General features: G+C 61.5%; 13 protein-coding genes. 9 read left to right on the top strand and 4 right to left on the bottom strand.

Annotated elements, in window-relative coordinates; translation table 11 throughout:
• Positions 1-13: 13 nt before the first annotated feature.
• On the top strand, positions 14-205 hold the full coding sequence (locus AC07VU_RS00720; protein WP_009042169.1) for a hypothetical protein: 192 nt from the start codon (positions 14-16) through the stop codon (positions 203-205).
• A 132-nt stretch (positions 206-337) separates the two neighbouring features.
• Here the strand turns inward: AC07VU_RS00720 and AC07VU_RS00715 are convergent, their stop codons facing one another.
• From AC07VU_RS00715 to AC07VU_RS00700, 4 genes are all read right to left on the bottom strand, one after another.
• A complete protein-coding gene (locus tag AC07VU_RS00715; RefSeq protein WP_009042168.1) occupies positions 338-1,087 on the bottom strand; it encodes a FadR/GntR family transcriptional regulator in 750 nt (249 codons plus the stop codon).
• Between the two features lie 67 nt (positions 1,088-1,154).
• Positions 1,155-2,882, bottom strand: coding sequence for an ABC transporter ATP-binding protein/permease (locus AC07VU_RS00710; RefSeq protein ID WP_274305541.1), 1,728 nt, complete (start codon positions 2,880-2,882; stop codon positions 1,155-1,157).
• 97 nt (positions 2,883-2,979) lie between these two features.
• Complete coding sequence (locus tag AC07VU_RS00705) at positions 2,980-3,540, bottom strand: response regulator transcription factor (RefSeq protein ID WP_009046975.1); 561 nt, start codon at positions 3,538-3,540, stop codon at positions 2,980-2,982.
• Positions 3,533-4,795: an ATP-binding protein gene (locus AC07VU_RS00700; protein WP_007927040.1), complete on the bottom strand. Its 1,263-nt coding sequence runs from the start codon at positions 4,793-4,795 to the stop codon at positions 3,533-3,535. Before AC07VU_RS00700 ends, AC07VU_RS00705 begins: the two co-directional genes overlap by 8 nt.
• Before the next feature lie 402 nt (positions 4,796-5,197).
• Between AC07VU_RS00700 and AC07VU_RS00695 the strand changes: the two genes are divergently transcribed.
• The 8 genes from AC07VU_RS00695 to AC07VU_RS00660 all read left to right on the top strand — a co-directional run bounded on the left by AC07VU_RS00695 (position 5,198) and on the right by AC07VU_RS00660 (position 15,393).
• Positions 5,198-5,914, top strand: a complete 717-nt coding sequence (locus AC07VU_RS00695) for an SIMPL domain-containing protein (RefSeq protein WP_277587868.1) — start codon at positions 5,198-5,200, stop codon at positions 5,912-5,914.
• A 235-nt stretch (positions 5,915-6,149) separates the two neighbouring features.
• The gene (locus AC07VU_RS00690; protein WP_007927037.1) at positions 6,150-6,713 is read left to right on the top strand and encodes a cupin domain-containing protein; all 564 of its coding nucleotides are present in this window, start codon (positions 6,150-6,152) and stop codon (positions 6,711-6,713) included.
• Positions 6,714-6,975: 262 nt separating this feature from the next.
• Complete coding sequence (locus tag AC07VU_RS00685) at positions 6,976-7,413, top strand: hypothetical protein (protein ID WP_495029412.1); 438 nt, start codon at positions 6,976-6,978, stop codon at positions 7,411-7,413.
• Between the two features lie 113 nt (positions 7,414-7,526).
• The gene (locus AC07VU_RS00680; protein WP_092417994.1) at positions 7,527-9,152 is read left to right on the top strand and encodes an ABC transporter substrate-binding protein; all 1,626 of its coding nucleotides are present in this window, start codon (positions 7,527-7,529) and stop codon (positions 9,150-9,152) included.
• A gap of 305 nt (positions 9,153-9,457) precedes the next feature.
• Positions 9,458-11,059, top strand: a complete 1,602-nt coding sequence (locus tag AC07VU_RS00675) for an ABC transporter substrate-binding protein (RefSeq protein ID WP_277587867.1) — start codon at positions 9,458-9,460, stop codon at positions 11,057-11,059.
• Positions 11,060-11,231: 172 nt separating this feature from the next.
• A complete protein-coding gene (locus AC07VU_RS00670; protein ID WP_009042160.1) occupies positions 11,232-12,632 on the top strand; it encodes an OprD family porin in 1,401 nt (466 codons plus the stop codon).
• An 81-nt stretch (positions 12,633-12,713) separates the two neighbouring features.
• Positions 12,714-14,309, top strand: a complete 1,596-nt coding sequence (locus AC07VU_RS00665) for an ABC transporter substrate-binding protein (RefSeq protein WP_277587866.1) — start codon at positions 12,714-12,716, stop codon at positions 14,307-14,309.
• 73 nt (positions 14,310-14,382) lie between these two features.
• Positions 14,383-15,393 carry an ABC transporter permease subunit gene (locus AC07VU_RS00660; protein WP_053259631.1) on the top strand — a complete coding sequence of 337 codons (1,011 nt, stop codon included), beginning with the start codon at positions 14,383-14,385 and terminating at the stop codon, positions 15,391-15,393.
• Positions 15,394-15,395: the final 2 nt, after the last annotated feature.

The raw sequence follows: 15,395 nt of genomic DNA, 5'->3' as shown, positions 1-15,395 counted from the left end.
TAAGGACATCGACATGGCTATCAATCTGACTCTAGAACTGGCCTCGGGCCAATCCCTGCAGGGCGCGCCCCTGGAACTGCTGGTCAACGGCGCTCCCGTCGCACGGGCAACCGTCGACCAGCAAGGGCATGTGACCTTCAATGCCAAACCCGGCGCCGGGCAACTGGCCGTGAGGGTGGATCGCTCGATTCTCAAAAACCGCTAAAAGCATCGCGGGCAAGCTTCGCTCCTACCGAAGCCAGGCAGTGTTTCTGTAGGAGCGAGCGGGCGGCGATCCGACTTGCCGCGATAACGTAACGACAGGCGCCCAACCTCCCCGGTCTGGCGCCTGTTGCGCTTATCCGCGCTGCGCCTCTGCCTCTTCATGGGCATGGCGCAGCCGTTCGCGGCTGTTGGTCAGGTGCAGACGCATGGCCGCCCGGGCCGCGTCCGAATCCTGGCGGGCAATGGCTTCATAGATTTCTTCATGCTCGCGGCTCAGGCGGCTCATGTAGTGCTGCTGATCGTCGTGAGCCAGACGTGCCGAATTCAGGCGGGTGCGCGGAATGATGCTGGTCCCCAGGTGGGTCATGATGTCGGTGAAATAGCGGTTACCCGTGGCCAGGGCAATCTGCAGGTGGAACTGGAAATCCGAGGCCACCGCATCGCTGTCGTGGGCCGCGCTTTCATTGAGGGCATCCAGCGCCGCCCGCATCGCCGCCAGTTGCTCGGTGCTGCGCCGCTGCGCGGCCAGCCCGGCCGACTCCACTTCCAGGCTGATGCGCAGTTCCAGGATCGCCAGCACATCGCGCAAGGTCACCACGGTCGCCGGATCGATCCTGAAGCCGCTCGGGCTCGGCGTGTCGAGCACAAAGGTGCCGATACCGTGGCGGGTTTCCACCTGGCCGGCGGCCTGCAAGCGGGAAATGGCTTCGCGCACCACGGTCCGGCTGACGCCATGGGCCTCCATGATCGCCGACTCGGTGGGCAACTTGTCACCGCGTTTGAGCTGACCGTCGCGAATCTGCTCCGACAGCACGGTCACCAGTTCCTGGGCGAGGCTACGGCGCTTGCGTGGAAGGCGGGGCGCCGTGTTCTGGTTGTCCATGGTGAAGTTCTTTCTCCGAAAACTGATGACGCATCATAGCTCAGCCGGGTTGTACGATCACTGTTGACTACACCGTCACCGCCTGGTCGACCAGATGCCCGCGCTCGATGCGGATGTGCCGCGGGTGGAAACGCTTGAGACTGCTGCGATGCCCGACGCTGACAATGCTCAGCCCCGGCAACTGGTCGATCAGCGCCTGGTACAGGGTCGCCTCGTCTTCTTCGTCCATGGCCGAGGTGGCCTCATCCATGTACAGCCATTGCGGCGCATAGAGCAACGCACGGGCAAAGGCCAGGCGCTGCTGCTCGCCCGGGGACAACATGCGCTGCCAGTGGTTGCTCTCGTCCAGGCGAGACACCAGGTGCGGCAGTCGGCAGGTTTCCAGCACCTGCACGTAATGCTCCTGCGGGTAGGTGTCGCCCGACTGTGGATAACTCAAGGCTTCGCGCAGGCTGCCGATCGGCAGGTAAGGCTTTTGCGGCAGGAACAGATAACGCTCGGCTGGCATGCGAATGCTGCCGTGACCGGCCGGCCAGAGCCGCCCCATCGCCCGCAGCAGGGTACTTTTGCCACTGCCGGAACGGCCGCTGAGCATCAGGCGCTCACCGGGAGTCACGGTCATCTCGGCACCGACCAGCAGGTGCCGGCCGTCCGCCAGGTCCAGGCCAAGGTTATGCACCTGCAGGGTTTCACCCTGGCTCTGCACGTCGATGGCTGGCGCGCGCTCTTCGTTTTCGCTCATGGCCTGGCGGAAGCTCAGCAGCCGGTCGCAGGTGGCGCGCCATGCCGCGAGCTCGGAATAGGCGGTGATGAACCAGCTGAAGTTCTCCTGGACGTTGCCGAATGCCGAGTTGATCTGCATCAGCTCGCCCAGTTCGATCTTGCCCGTCAGGTAACGCGGGGCCGCGACGATGAAGGGGAAAATGATCGCGATCTGGCCGTAGCCCGAGGTGAAGAAGGTCAGGCGCTTGGACACTTTCATGATGTCCCAGAAGTTGTGCCAGACCATGCCGAAGCGAGCGCTGAGGCGTTTGTTCTCATTCGGTTCGCCGTCATACAGGGCAATGCTCTCGGCGTTCTCCCGCACCCGCACCATGGAAAAACGCAGGTCTGCCTCGAAACGTTGCTGGTTGTTGTTCAAGCCGATCAGGCGTCGACCGATCAAGTGGGTCAGCCAGCTGCCGACGGCGGCGTACACCAGGGCGCACCAGAACATGTAGCCGGGAATGGTGTAGCCGAAGACTTCGATACTGCCCGACACGCCCCACAGGATGATCGAGAACGACACCAGGCTGACCACGGTACGCAGCAGGCCCAGGGCGAGCCCCAGGGTATTGCTGGTGAAGCTGTTGAGGTCTTCGGAAATCCGCTGGTCCGGGTTATCGGTGTAGCCGCCCTGCTCCAGCTGGTAGTAGTTCTTGTGGCCCAGCCAGCGGGCGAAGTGTTTTTCCGTGAGCCAGGCGCGCCAGCGAATGGTCAGCATCTGGGTCAGGTAGAGCCGGTAGACCGCGGCCAGGATGGCCACCGCGGCAATTCCGCAGAAATACAGGATCAGCTGCCAGAACGCCGCCTCGTCCTTCTTTTGCAGGGCGTTGTAGAAATCCTTGTACCAGCTGTTGATCCACACCGAGATCGCCACGCTGAACAGGGTCAGGGCCACCACCGCGAACAGCAGCAACCAGGCCTTGCCCTTCTCCTCACTGCGCCAGTAAGGCGTAGTCATTTCCCAGACACGACGGAAAAACTGCCCGCGCACAGCATCGTTGACCGCGGAATACTCAGCGTTCTGATTCATCATCAAGGCTCGATTGGGATAGGGACAAGCATCGAGCCGATCATAGAGGATCGGCTCGTTTTTTCACTTGTCCTGAGGACATTCGTTCAGTCGCGGTTCAGCGACGAACCGGGCGCTTCTGCAACTTGCGTTGCAGCGTTCGACGGTGCATGCCCAGGGCGCGGGCAGTGGCGGAGATGTTGCCTTCGTGTTCGGTCAGCACCCGCTGGATGTGCTCCCATTGCAGGCGGTCCACCGACATCGGGTTTTCCGGCACCAGGGTGTCGAGGTCGGCGTGCTCGGAGAGCAGCGCGGCCAGTACGTCGTCGGCGTCCGCCGGTTTGCACAGGTAGTTGCAGGCGCCGCGCTTGATCGCTTCGACCGCGGTGGCGATGCTCGAATAACCGGTGAGGATCACCACGCGCATTTCCGGATCGAGCTCAAGCAGCTTGGGCAGCAGCACCAGGCCGGAGTCGCCGTCCATCTTCAGGTCCAGCGCGGCGAAGTCCGGCAGGTCCTGCTGGGCGAGGGCCAGGCCTTCCTCGGCGGAACCCGCGGTGCTGACGCGAAAGCCGCGACGGCTCATGGCCCGCGCCATCACCCGGGTGAAGGTGGCGTCGTCATCCACCAGCAACAGATGCGGCAGTTCTTCGCCTTCGACTTGGATTTCGTCACTCATGTTGGTCTCCTCGGGCGCCGTGGGGCAGGCGCAGCTCGGTGAGCGTGCCGCCTTCCTCATGACTGTAGAGTTTCACTGAGCCGCCGGCGCGTGTCACGCTGGCTTTGCTCAAAAACAGGCCCAGGCCGAAACCTTTGCCCTTGGTGGTAAAAAACGGTTTGCCGATCTGCTCGGCGATGGCCAGCGGCACACCGGCGCCGTGGTCACGAATACTGATGGTCAGGTTCTCGGCGTCCCAATCCAACTGGACTTCCAGCCCTTCCGGACAAGCATCGGCTGCATTGTTCAGCAGGTTGAGCAACGCCTGGGTCAGGTCCGGCGGCGGCGCCAGCCGCGGCATCGTGCCCTTGCCCAGCAATTGGAAGCGGTAGCTGGCTTCGGGGCGCATCAGGTGCCAGCGGTTCAGCGCTTCGTCGAGCCAGACGGTGACATCCTGCATCTCCACCGCCAGCCGGCGGTTGGCCTCGGCGGCGCGCACCAACTGTTGCAGGGTTTCCTTGCACAGTTTGACCTGGTCCTGGAGCACGCCCAGGTCATCTTGCAGCATTGGGTCGAGGTGGTCCTGGCGCATTTCCTTGAGCAGCACGCTCATGGTCGCCAGGGGCGTTCCCAACTCGTGGGCGGCGCCAGCGGCCTGGGTCGCGACAGCCAGCAACTGCTGGTCGCGCAGGCCCTCTTCGCGGCGGATCGCACGCAGCTCCTCCTGCCGCCGCAGTTCCTCGGCCATTCTCGCGGCGAAGAAGGTGATCACCGCCGCGGCCAGGGCGAAGCTCAGCCACATCCCGTAGATCTGCAGGTTCTCCCGGGCGATGGGAAAAGTCTGCAGCGGGTAGAACTGCGCCAGCAGCAAGGTGTACATGGTCAGCGCGATACCGGAAAGAACCACCGAATAGCGCCATGGCAAGGTCACGGCGGCGATGGTCAGCGGCACCAGGTAATAGGAGACGAAGGGATTGGTCGAGCCGCCGGAGAAATACAACAGGGCGCTGTGGATAAACAAATCACAAGCCAGTTGCACGGCATATTCCAGCTCGGTGACCGGCCACGAGGTGCGCAGGCGAATGGCGGTGAAGGCGCAGAGGATCAGCGACAGGCCCAGGGTGACGGCCAGTTGCAGCCAGGGCAGCGGTAGCAGGTCGAACCAGTAGGCGAGCCCCACCGAGCCGGCCTGAGCGGCCAGAACCAGGATGCGGATGAAAGTCAGACGCCAGAGGTTCTGGCGAGTGGCGGAAAGCAGTTGTACGGGGGCGAGCATGAGCTCTCCTGATGAGCGCTCCAGGCGGATCGCGACGAGTATAACCAAGCAGCGGCCCAGACAGGCAAAACTGCGGCAAACCGCCACAGTCTTGGGCAATGGCCAATCGCGGGCAAGCCTTGCCTGCAAAAACACCACCGGCCTGCAGGAGCGAGGCTTGCCCGCGATAGAGCGCAAAGCGCTCGCCATCCCCATCTCAGAGTCCGGCTCGAGAACAGATTACGACTGCTGCGCAGTCGGGCGCAGGCTTCGCCAGCGGCTACCAAAGCCCCCCCGCAGTTGGTGTTGGGTAATAGATGTATAGAAGTTGTTAACGGGTCGAACCAGACAATAAAAGCTAGAGTCTGATGGTTTCACGCAGGCTGGGACCCAATACCTGCGGACCGCACTCAAGGAGTTTTCATGCATACATTCAGTCGCAGCGCCGCCCTTCTCGCCCTCAGCGCCGGCACCCTTGCCAGCCTGCCGGCCCTGGCCGCCGATGAGCTTCATTACAACCAGATCTCCCTGCGCGCCGAAGTCAGTCAGGAAGTGGCCCGCGACCTGATGATCGTCACCCTCTACAGCGAATTGCAGAACGCCGACCCGGCCAAGCTCGCCGCGGAAATCACCACCACCATGAACAAGGCCCTGGGCCAGGCACGCCAGGTCAAGGACATCACCTTGCGCCAGGGCAGCCGCAACAGCTACCCGATCTACGACACCAAGGGCCAGAAGATCACCGGCTGGCGCGAGCGCGCCGAACTGCGCCTGGAAAGCTCGGACTTCGCCGCGCTGTCCAAGCTCACCGGCGAACTGCTGACCGATCTGAAGATGGGCGGGATGGATTTCGCCATCGCCGACCCGACCCGCAAGGCCAGCGAAGACAAGCTGCTCAAGGAAGCGGTCGATGCCTTCAAGGCTCGTGCGCAGCTGACCACCGAAGCGCTGGGCGGCAAGGGCTACAAGATCGTCAACCTGAACCTCAACAGCAACGGTTATCCACAACCGTATCTGCGCGGGCCGGTGATGATGAAAGCCGCGGGCATGGATGCGGCGCCGGTCACTCCGGAAGTCGAGGCCGGCACCAGCCAGGTCAGCATGACCGCCGACGGCTCGATCGAAGTCCTGATGCCGTAACGTTTCCCTGCCCGTCCCCAAAAAAACGGCGGTGACCTCCAGCACCAATGAGGTTACCGCGTTTTTTTTGCTACCCACTGTTTCAACCCAGCCCGAGGGACTCGCCTTTTTTTGGGGTGGAGGGGGTGAACTCGGCCACATCGGTGATGCTAAAGTTACAGCCCCGGTATGGCGCCTATCAGACGCCATTGACGTCCACCGGGTATACTGCGCCTTTCCTATAAGAGTCTCTCCAATGACCGCAGACCGCATCGGCGAACGCCTGCGTCGCTATCGCCGCGCCGCCAAGAAAACCCTGCGCCAGATCGCCAGCGAATCCGGTCTGACCGCCAGTTTCCTCTCCCAGGCGGAACGCAATCTCACCGGCGTCTCGATCTCCTCCCTGGTCAACATTGCCAAGTCTCTGAACGTTCCGCTAAACGCCCTATTCGACCAGCCGACCCAGGCACAACCCGACTCCCACGACGGCAAGCGGGTGCGCTACACCATCGAAGGCCAGCCCCTGGCCTACGAGCGGCTGTCCAGTTCCTTTCCCGGCAACCTGATCAACGCGGTGAAGATGAACATACCGGTGGGCTACCAGTCGGAACTGATTTCCCATGATGGCGCCGAGTTCTCCTACGTTCTTTCGGGGCAAATTGTCTACACCATCGAGGGGCAGCAGTATCCCCTCGGCGCCGGCGACTCGGTGCACTTCGACTCGACCAAACCGCACTACCTGGCTAACGCCGGCAACGGCCCGGCAGAAGTATTGACCGTCACGACCATGGGCCTGTTCGACGACCATTCAGCGGCCTGAACCCGCCCCGTGGCCGCCTGCGCAACCTCACAGACACCCCGCGCGCAAGAGAAATGTTAGTCACGCTTAATTTTCGTTGACCACGATTTCAGCATGACTTAATTTCGGCATCGGCGAATCGTCAATCACCCCCACAACAAAGCGATCGCCATCGCCGCACAGGGTCCATGGGGCTGCATCCACTCCCCATAGAAGGCGAGTTGCCCCGGCCCACAAGGCCAATCCTCAGATATGCCCTAGAAAAAGAAAAAATGAGGTTTGCATGCGTAAGACCTTTCCGCTCCAGGTTTGGCAGACAGCGAGGCTGATCCTCGGCATCCCACTGTCGCACGCCACCCGCAACCTCCACAGTGACAACTTCACTGCGAGCCACAATGTCAACGCCGCCGACGATGTGCTGTGCATCCGCCATCGCCTGCAAGATCCCGGGCATCCGTTCTCCACGGCCTCCCTCACCAAGCCGTCCTACTTCATCCGGTCAACCCAATGCGCCAAACACTTGCGCCAGGCAGGCAAGGACAGGCGGCTCAACCAGAAGCCGGTCGACACCCGCCCCAGCGACGCACCAAGCGGAGGCACGACTCGCTCCGGATGCCCCGAAAGAAGGCAACCCATGCACCAGAAAAAACCAGCGCACACGGTCAAATGCGCCAATATTTATACAAATGCGTCATTCCTGTACGTTCGTTCCACTCCTTGATACTTGTGACGGCCCCGCATCTTGCATTGGGTATGGGGCCTGCATAAGTATCGGCGGGTCGACTCATAAGGTCGCCCTCTACACCAAAAATGACAACAAATCATGAGGCAACCATGTTCAAACAAGCAGTCATTCCGCTTTTAGTCAGCGCCGGCTTGCTCGCCAGCGCACCCTTCGCCCAGGCGGCGACTAACCTGGTGTTCTGCTCCGAAGGGAGCCCGGCCGGTTTCGATCCAGGCCAGTACACCACCGGAACCGACTTCGACGCCTCAGCAGAAACCATCTTCAACCGCCTCAGCCAGTTCGAGCGTGGCGGCACCGCCGTCGTTCCTGGCCTGGCGACCAGTTGGGACATTGCCGACGATGGCCTGACTTACACCTTCCATCTGCGCGATGGGGTGAAGTTCCACACCACGCCGTATTTCAAGCCGACTCGTGATTTCAACGCCGACGACGTGCTCTTCACGTTCAACCGCATGCTCGACAAGGACATGCCGTTCCGCAAGGCGTACCCCACCGAATTCCCTTACTTCACCGACATGGGGATGGACACCAACATCACCAAGGTCGAGAAAGTCGACGACAAGACCGTCAAGTTCACCCTGAAAACCGTAGACGCCGCGTTCATCCAGAACCTGGCGATGAGCTTCGCCTCCATCCAGTCCGCCGAGTACGCCGACCAGCTGCTCAAGGAAGGCAAGCCGGGCGACATCAACCAGAAGCCAATCGGCACTGGCCCGTTCGTGTTCAAGAGCTACCAGAAAGACTCCAACATCCGTTACACCGGCAACAAGGAGTACTGGAAGCCTGAGGACGTGAAGATCGACAACCTGATCTTCGCCATCACCACCGACCCGTCGGTACGCATCCAGAAGCTGAAAAAGAACGAATGCCAGGTCACCCTGTTCCCGCGCCCGGCCGACCTCAAGGCCCTGGGCGAGGACAAGACCCTCAAGCTGCCGCAGCAGGCCGGCTTCAACCTCGGCTACATCGCCTACAACGTGATGCCTGTGCTCAAGGGCCGCACCGACGCCAACCCGCTGGCCGACCTCAAGGTCCGCCAGGCGCTGGACATGGCGGTGAACAAGCAGCAGATCATCGACTCGGTCTACCAGGGTGCGGGCCAGCTGGCGGTCAACGCCATGCCACCGACCCAGTGGTCCTATGACGACACCATCAAGGATGCCAAGTACGACCCCGAGAAAGCCAAGGCGCTGCTCAAGGAAGCCGGCATCAAGGAAGGCACCCAGATCACCCTGTGGGCCATGCCGGTGCAGCGTCCGTACAACCCGAACGCCAAGCTGATGGCTGAAATGCTGCAGTCCGACTGGGCGAAGATCGGCCTGAAGGTCAACATCGTCAGCTACGAATGGGGCGAGTACATCAAGCGCTCCAAGGGTGGCGAGAACCAGGCGATGATCATCGGCTGGAGCGGCGACAATGGTGACCCGGACAACTGGCTCGGCACCCTGTTCGGCTGCGACGCCATGAACGGCAACAACTTCTCCAAATGGTGCGACAAGCCGTACGACGCACTGATCAAGCAAGCCAAGGCCACCCCGGACGTGGCCAAACGCACCGAGCTGTACAAGCAGGCGCAACACCTCCTCAAAGACCAGGTCCCGATGACACCTATCGCCCACTCGACGGTGTTCCAACCCATGCGCGCCAACGTGCAGGACTTCAAGATCAGCCCCTTTGGCCTGAACTCGTTCTACGGCGTCAGCATCAGCAAATAAGGGTCTGCAACGGCGACGTCAGCTGACGTCGCCGTTGCCTTACCTGCCAGGACTGCCGGAACTCGAACGCTCTTCCTCTTGCTGCGCCCCATCGTGGTGAGTACGGGCATTTCGGAAGTTCCTTACATGTCTTTCAGGCTCTTTGGCATTTACTACCCATGCGGCGACCCCTACCGTCAAAGCATGGAGTGGTGCATCCATTGCCCGGCATTTGCTGCAAGCGAGACTTGGGATCAATGGCATGACCGCCTCCGGATGGGGCGACTGCTCATCGATCAAAACAATAAAAAGGAAGAGGGATCGTCATGCGTCATTCCCTGGTTTTATCCGCCCTGCTGGGCACCGGTCTGTTGACCGCAACCTCCGCCAGCCTGGCGGCCGGCAACAGCCTGGTGTTCTGCTCCGAAGGCAGCCCGGCCGGTTTCGACACCGCGCAATACACCACCGCCACCGACAACGACGCGGCAGAGCCGCTGTACAACCGCCTGGCGGAGTTCGAAAAAGGCGCGACCAATGTGGTGCCGGGCCTGGCCACCCGCTGGGATATTTCCGCGGACGGCCTGCAGTACACCTTCCATCTGCGCGAGGGGGTGAAGTTCCATACCACGCCGTACTTCAAGCCGACGCGTGATTTCAACGCCGACGACGTGCTCTTCACCTTCAACCGCATGCTCGATCCCGAGCAGCCCTTCCGCAAGGCCTACCCCACCGAGTTTCCCTACTTCAACGGGATGAGCCTGAACAAGAACATCGCCAAGGTCGAGAAGACCGGGCCGTTGACCGTGGTGATGACCCTGAACTCGGTGGACGCCGCGTTCATCCAGAACATCGCCATGAGCTTCGCCGCGATTCTCTCGGCCGAATATGCCGACCAGTTGCTCAAGGCCGGCAAACCCAGCGACATCAACCAGAAGCCGATCGGCACCGGGCCGTTCGTGTTCAAGAGTTACCAGAAAGACTCGAACATCCGCTACACCGCCAACAAGCAGTACTGGGACCCGAGCCGGGTCAAGCTCGACCAGCTGATTTTCGCCATCAATACCGATGCCTCGGTGCGCGTGCAGAAACTCAAGGCCGGCGAATGCCAGGTCACCCTGCACCCGCGGCCAGCCGATGTCGAAGCGCTGAAAAAAGACCCGAAACTGCAACTGATCGAAAAGCCCGGCTTCAACCTCGGCTACATCGCCTACAACGTTCGCCACAAGCCCTTCGACCAGCTCGAAGTGCGCCAGGCGCTGGACATGGCGGTGAACAAGCAGGGCATCCTCAACGCCGTGTACCAGGGCGCCGGCCAGCTGGCGGTCAACGCCATGCCGCCAACCCAGTGGTCCTACGACACCAGCATCAAGGACGCCGCCTACAACCCGCAAAAGGCCCGTGAGCTGCTCAAGGCCGCCGGGGTCAAGGAAGGCACGGAAATCACCCTCTGGGCCATGCCGGTGCAACGTCCCTACAACCCCAACGCCAAGCTGATGGCCGAAATGCTCCAGTCCGACTGGGGCAAGATCGGCCTGAAAGTGAAGATCGTCAGCTACGAGTGGGGCGAGTACATCAAGCGCACCAAGAATGGCGAGCACGACATCAGCCTGATCGGCTGGACCGGCGACAACGGTGACCCGGACAACTGGCTCGGCACCCTGTACAGCTGCGACGCCATTGGCGGCAACAACTACTCCATGTGGTGCGACCCGCAGTACGACAAGCTGATCAAGCAGGCCAAGATCGTCACCGATCGCGAACAGCGCACGGTGCTCTACCAACAGGCCCAGCAGTTGCTCAAGCAGCAGGTACCGATCACCCCGGTCGCCCACTCGACGGTCAACCAGCCGTTGAGCGCCAAAGTCGAAGGATTCAAGGTCAGCCCCTTCGGCCGCAACGTGTTCTCGGGCGTCAGCATCGACCAATAAATGATTAGCCAGGCCGCTGGGGGCGATATTCGCCCCCACGCAAATCTGTTGCCTGAATTCGGCGATCAAGCCTCATGCAAACGTTTGCGATGCCTTGAATGAGTTGTAAAGCAAAAGCCGGTCAACCCAAAAAGACCGGCATAAAAATAAAGAAAGCAAAGGAGCTTCACCCATGAAACCGAGCAACACCGCGTTACTGGCCCTGGCCATCAGCAGCATCACGGCCATGGCCCATGCGGAAAGCGTGAGCCAGGAATTCGTCCCGACCGAACTGAACGGCACCAGCGCCCAGGCGGAGGCCAAGGGCTTCGTCGAAGGCCAGAGCCTGTCGGGCACGACCCGCAACTGGTACGCCAACGAGCTGAAGCGTCGTGACGACCGCTTCTCCTACAACCACAACGGCCAGCCGACTTCGACCCCACGCCGGATCAACTGGGTCCAGGGCACCATCCTCAACTACAGCTCGGGCTTCACCGAAGGTACTGTCGGGGTCAGCACCGAGGTGGCCGCCTACAACGCCATCGCGCTGGATCGTGACCGCAAGGACATCGCCGGCAAGAACAACCGTACCCTGACCCACTCCGACGGCGACGCTGTCGGCCAGTGGAGCAAACTGGGCCTGGCCAACGTCAAGTTCCGCGTCTCCAACACCACCCTGACCGCCGGTCGCCAGAACTTCAGCACGCCGATCGTCGACGTCATCGGCAACCGTGCCCTGCCTTCAAGTTTCGAAGGTGTGAGCCTGCACAGCGAAGAGTTCAACAACCTGTCGTTCGATCTGGCCGGTTTCGATCGCGTTTCGCCGCGTACCGAACAGAGCCTGTCGAAATTCCGCACCGAGTACTCCGCCACCGGCGTGGAAACCGACAAGGTCTACACCGCAGGTGTGAACTACCAGCCGTTCAAGAGCCTGAAAACCAGCCTGTATGGCGCCAACGTCAAAGACTTCTGGAACCAGTACTACTTCGGCGCCACCCACGAGCTGGGTGACAGCCAGGTACTGAGCCTGACCACCGGCCTGAACTACTACAAGACCGTCGACGAAGGTAAGAAGTTGATGGGCGAGATCGACAACGACACCTACTCGCTGTCGCTCGGCCTGGCTCACCAGGCCCACAGCCTGACCTTCTCCTACCAGCAAGTGAACGGTAACGAGTACTTCGACTACCTGCATGAAACCAACGGTATCTACCTGGCCAACTCCCTGCTCTCGGACTTCAACGGCCCGAACGAGAAGTCCTTCCAGATCGCCTACGGTCTGAACATGGCCGAATACGGCGTGCCAGGCCTGAAGTTCAACATCTACTCGGCACGCGGCTGGGGCATCGACGGTACCCACTACCGCGGCACCGCTTACACCGACCCAGGCGCCCAACGCGGCGACCTGAGCCTGATGGATGGCGAAACCCACTACGAATACGGTATTGGCGCGTCTTATGCAGTTCAGAGTGGTCCGCTCAAGGCCACCGCCATTCGTGCGACCTACACCACGCACCGGGCCAGCGAAAACCAGGCCGACGGCAACATCAACGAGTTCCGCCTGGTTACCACCATCCCGTTCAAGATTCTCTAAAAACACATCGGCTGGTTGGCGAATTCATGACGAATTCGCCATTCCAGCTACTCTGGTTCAACCGATTGCAGAGGGTTCTAGATGAAAATGCTTCCCCTGAAAGCGGCCATCGCCGCCGCACTGCTGAGCGTCGTCGCAGGCGTCTCGGCCAAGCCCTTGGTGGTCTGTACCGAAGCCAGCCCGGAAGGCTTCGATATGGTCCAGTACACGACTGCAGTCACTGCCGACGCGGTGGCGGAAACCATCTTCAACCGCCTGGTGGACTTCAAGCCCGGCACCACGGACATCGAGCCGGCCCTGGCCGAGTCCTGGGAGATCAGCCCGGACGGCCTGACCTACACCTTCCACCTGCGCAAAGGCGTCAAGTTCCACAGCACCGATTACTTCAAGCCGACTCGCGAGATGAACGCCGACGACGTGCTCTGGAGCTTCCAGCGTCAGCTGGACCCGAAACACCCGTGGCATGACAAGTCCAGCGTGGGCTTCCCCTATTTCGAGAGCATGGGCTTCAAGGAACTGCTCAAAAGCGTCGAGAAAACCGACGATCACACCGTGGTCTTCACCCTGACCCGGCGCGAAGCACCGTTCCTGGCCGACGTGGCCATGGCCTTCGCCTCGATCTTCCCGGCCGAATACGCCGACCAGCTGCTCAAGGCCGGCAAGCCCGGCGACCTCAACAGCAAGCCGATCGGCACCGGCCCGTTCATCTTCCAGCGCTACGCCAAGGATGCCCAGGTGCGGTTCAAGGCCAACCCGGACTACTTCCGTGGCAAGCCACCGGCCGACGCACTGATCCTGGCGATCACCACTGATAACAACGTGCGCCTGCAGAAGCTCAAGGCCAATGAGTGCCAGGTCGCCCTGTATCCGAAGCCGGACGACATCCCGAGCATCAAGGCCGACACCAACCTGAAGGTCGACGACCTGGCCGCCATGACCGTGGGCTACGTGGCCCTGAACACCACCAAGAAGTACATGAGCGACCCGCGTGTCCGTCAGGCCATCAACATCGCCTTCGACAAGGAAGCCTACGTCAATAGCCTGTACGGCAAGGGCAACGCGGTGGTCGGTACCGGCCCCTACCCGCCGACCCTGCTGGGCTTCAACACCAGCCTGGGCAACCCGGCCCGCGACCTGGACAAGGCCCGCGCCCTGATCAAGGAAGCCGGCGTGCCGGAAGGCACGGTCTTCACCCTGTTCACCCGCAACGGCGGTGGCCCGACCAACCCCAACCCGCTGCTCGGCGCACAGATGATGCAGTCCGACCTGGCGAAGATCGGCCTCAAGATCGATATCCGCGTCATGGAATGGGGCGAGATGCTCAAGCGCGCCAAGAACGGCGAGCACGACATGGTTTCCGCCGGCTGGGCGGGGGATAACGGGGACCCGGACAACTTCCTGACCCCCAACCTCAGTTGCGAGGCCGCCAAAAACGGCGAAAACTACGCTCGCTGGTGCAATAAAGCGTTCCAGAGCCTGATCGATCAGGCCCGCGCCGAATCCGAGCCGGCCAAACGGACCGCACTCTATGAACAGGCCCAGGACATTTTCGACAAGGAACAACCCTGGATCCCCATGGCCTATCCGAAAATGTTCACGGCAATGCGCAAGAACGTCGAGGGCTACCACCAGAGCCCCCTGACCACCAACAACTTCGCTACCACCCAGGTGAAGTAGATAAGAAACGCCCGGCATCCCTGACCCCAGGGATGCCGGACACGCCTAACCGGCTGATGAGGTACACCAGAAGATGTTTAGTTTTATTGCCCGCCGTGTGGGGTTGTTGATTCCCACATTCTTCGGCATCACCTTGCTGACGTTCGCATTGATTCGCATGATTCCCGGCGATCCCGTGGAAGTCATGATGGGCGAGCGCCGGGTCGACCCTGAGATGCATGCCCAGGCAATGGAACGCCTTGGTCTGAACAAACCGCTGTATGCCCAGTACCTGGACTACATCGGCAAACTCGCCCAGGGCGACCTGGGTGAATCTCTGCGGACTCGCGAGAGTGTGTGGAGCGAGTTCAGCTCCCTGTTCCCGGCAACCCTGGAACTGGCCTCGGCCGCGATGCTGTTCGCTGCCGTGATCGGCCTGCTGGCCGGGGTGATCGCCGCGCTGAAACGAGGATCCCTGTTCGACCACGGGGTGATGGGCATCTCCCTCGCCGGCTATTCGATGCCGATCTTCTGGTGGGGCCTGATCCTGATCATGTTCTTCTCCGTAAGCCTGGGCTGGACCCCGGTTTCCGGGCGGCTCGACCTGCTCTACGACATCGAGCCGAAAACCGGCTTCATGCTCATCGACACCCTGCTGGCCGATGACACCGGCGCCTTCTTCGACGCCCTGCACCACCTGATCCTGCCGGCCATCGTGCTCGGCACCATTCCGCTGGCGGTGATCGCGCGGATGACCCGTTCCTCGATGCTCGAAGTGCTGCGCGAAGACTACATCCGCACCGCCAAGGCCAAGGGTCTGTCGCCGGCGCGCGTGGTGTTCGTGCACGGCCTGCGCAACGCGCTGATCCCGGTGCTGACCGTGGTCGGCCTGCAAGTCGGCACCCTGCTGGCCGGCGCGGTCCTGACCGAAACCATCTTCTCCTGGCCCGGCATCGGCAAATGGCTGATCGAAGCCATCGGCGCCCGGGACTACCCCGTGGTGCAGAACGGCATCCTGTTGATCGCCTGCCTGGTGATCCTGGTCAACTTCGTGGTGGACATCCTCTACGGCTTTGCCAACCCACGCATTCGCCACCAGCGCTGAGG

This window comes from Pseudomonas sp. GW821-FHT02B10, from assembly GCF_059421865.1.
The sequence above is the reverse complement of the archived record's forward strand: the minus strand, read 5'-3'. Positions and strand labels throughout refer to the sequence as shown.

Excerpts from the sequence above, each read along its gene's own strand:
- AC07VU_RS00675 (WP_277587867.1), top strand. The coding sequence starts at position 9,458 with ATGCGTCATTCCCTGGTTTTATCCGCCCTGCTGGGCACCGGTCTGTTG.
- AC07VU_RS00685 (WP_495029412.1), top strand. The coding sequence starts at position 6,976 with ATGCGTAAGACCTTTCCGCTCCAGGTTTGGCAGACAGCGAGGCTGATC.
- AC07VU_RS00715 (WP_009042168.1), bottom strand. The coding sequence starts at position 1,087 with ATGGACAACCAGAACACGGCGCCCCGCCTTCCACGCAAGCGCCGTAGC.
- AC07VU_RS00680 (WP_092417994.1), top strand. The coding sequence starts at position 7,527 with ATGTTCAAACAAGCAGTCATTCCGCTTTTAGTCAGCGCCGGCTTGCTC.
- AC07VU_RS00670 (WP_009042160.1), top strand. The coding sequence starts at position 11,232 with ATGAAACCGAGCAACACCGCGTTACTGGCCCTGGCCATCAGCAGCATC.
- AC07VU_RS00710 (WP_274305541.1), bottom strand. The coding sequence starts at position 2,882 with ATGAATCAGAACGCTGAGTATTCCGCGGTCAACGATGCTGTGCGCGGG.
- AC07VU_RS00695 (WP_277587868.1), top strand. The coding sequence starts at position 5,198 with ATGCATACATTCAGTCGCAGCGCCGCCCTTCTCGCCCTCAGCGCCGGC.
- AC07VU_RS00720 (WP_009042169.1), top strand. The coding sequence starts at position 14 with ATGGCTATCAATCTGACTCTAGAACTGGCCTCGGGCCAATCCCTGCAG.
- AC07VU_RS00665 (WP_277587866.1), top strand. The coding sequence starts at position 12,714 with ATGAAAATGCTTCCCCTGAAAGCGGCCATCGCCGCCGCACTGCTGAGC.
- AC07VU_RS00705 (WP_009046975.1), bottom strand. The coding sequence starts at position 3,540 with ATGAGTGACGAAATCCAAGTCGAAGGCGAAGAACTGCCGCATCTGTTG.
- AC07VU_RS00660 (WP_053259631.1), top strand. The coding sequence starts at position 14,383 with ATGTTTAGTTTTATTGCCCGCCGTGTGGGGTTGTTGATTCCCACATTC.
- AC07VU_RS00700 (WP_007927040.1), bottom strand. The coding sequence starts at position 4,795 with ATGCTCGCCCCCGTACAACTGCTTTCCGCCACTCGCCAGAACCTCTGG.
- AC07VU_RS00690 (WP_007927037.1), top strand. The coding sequence starts at position 6,150 with ATGACCGCAGACCGCATCGGCGAACGCCTGCGTCGCTATCGCCGCGCC.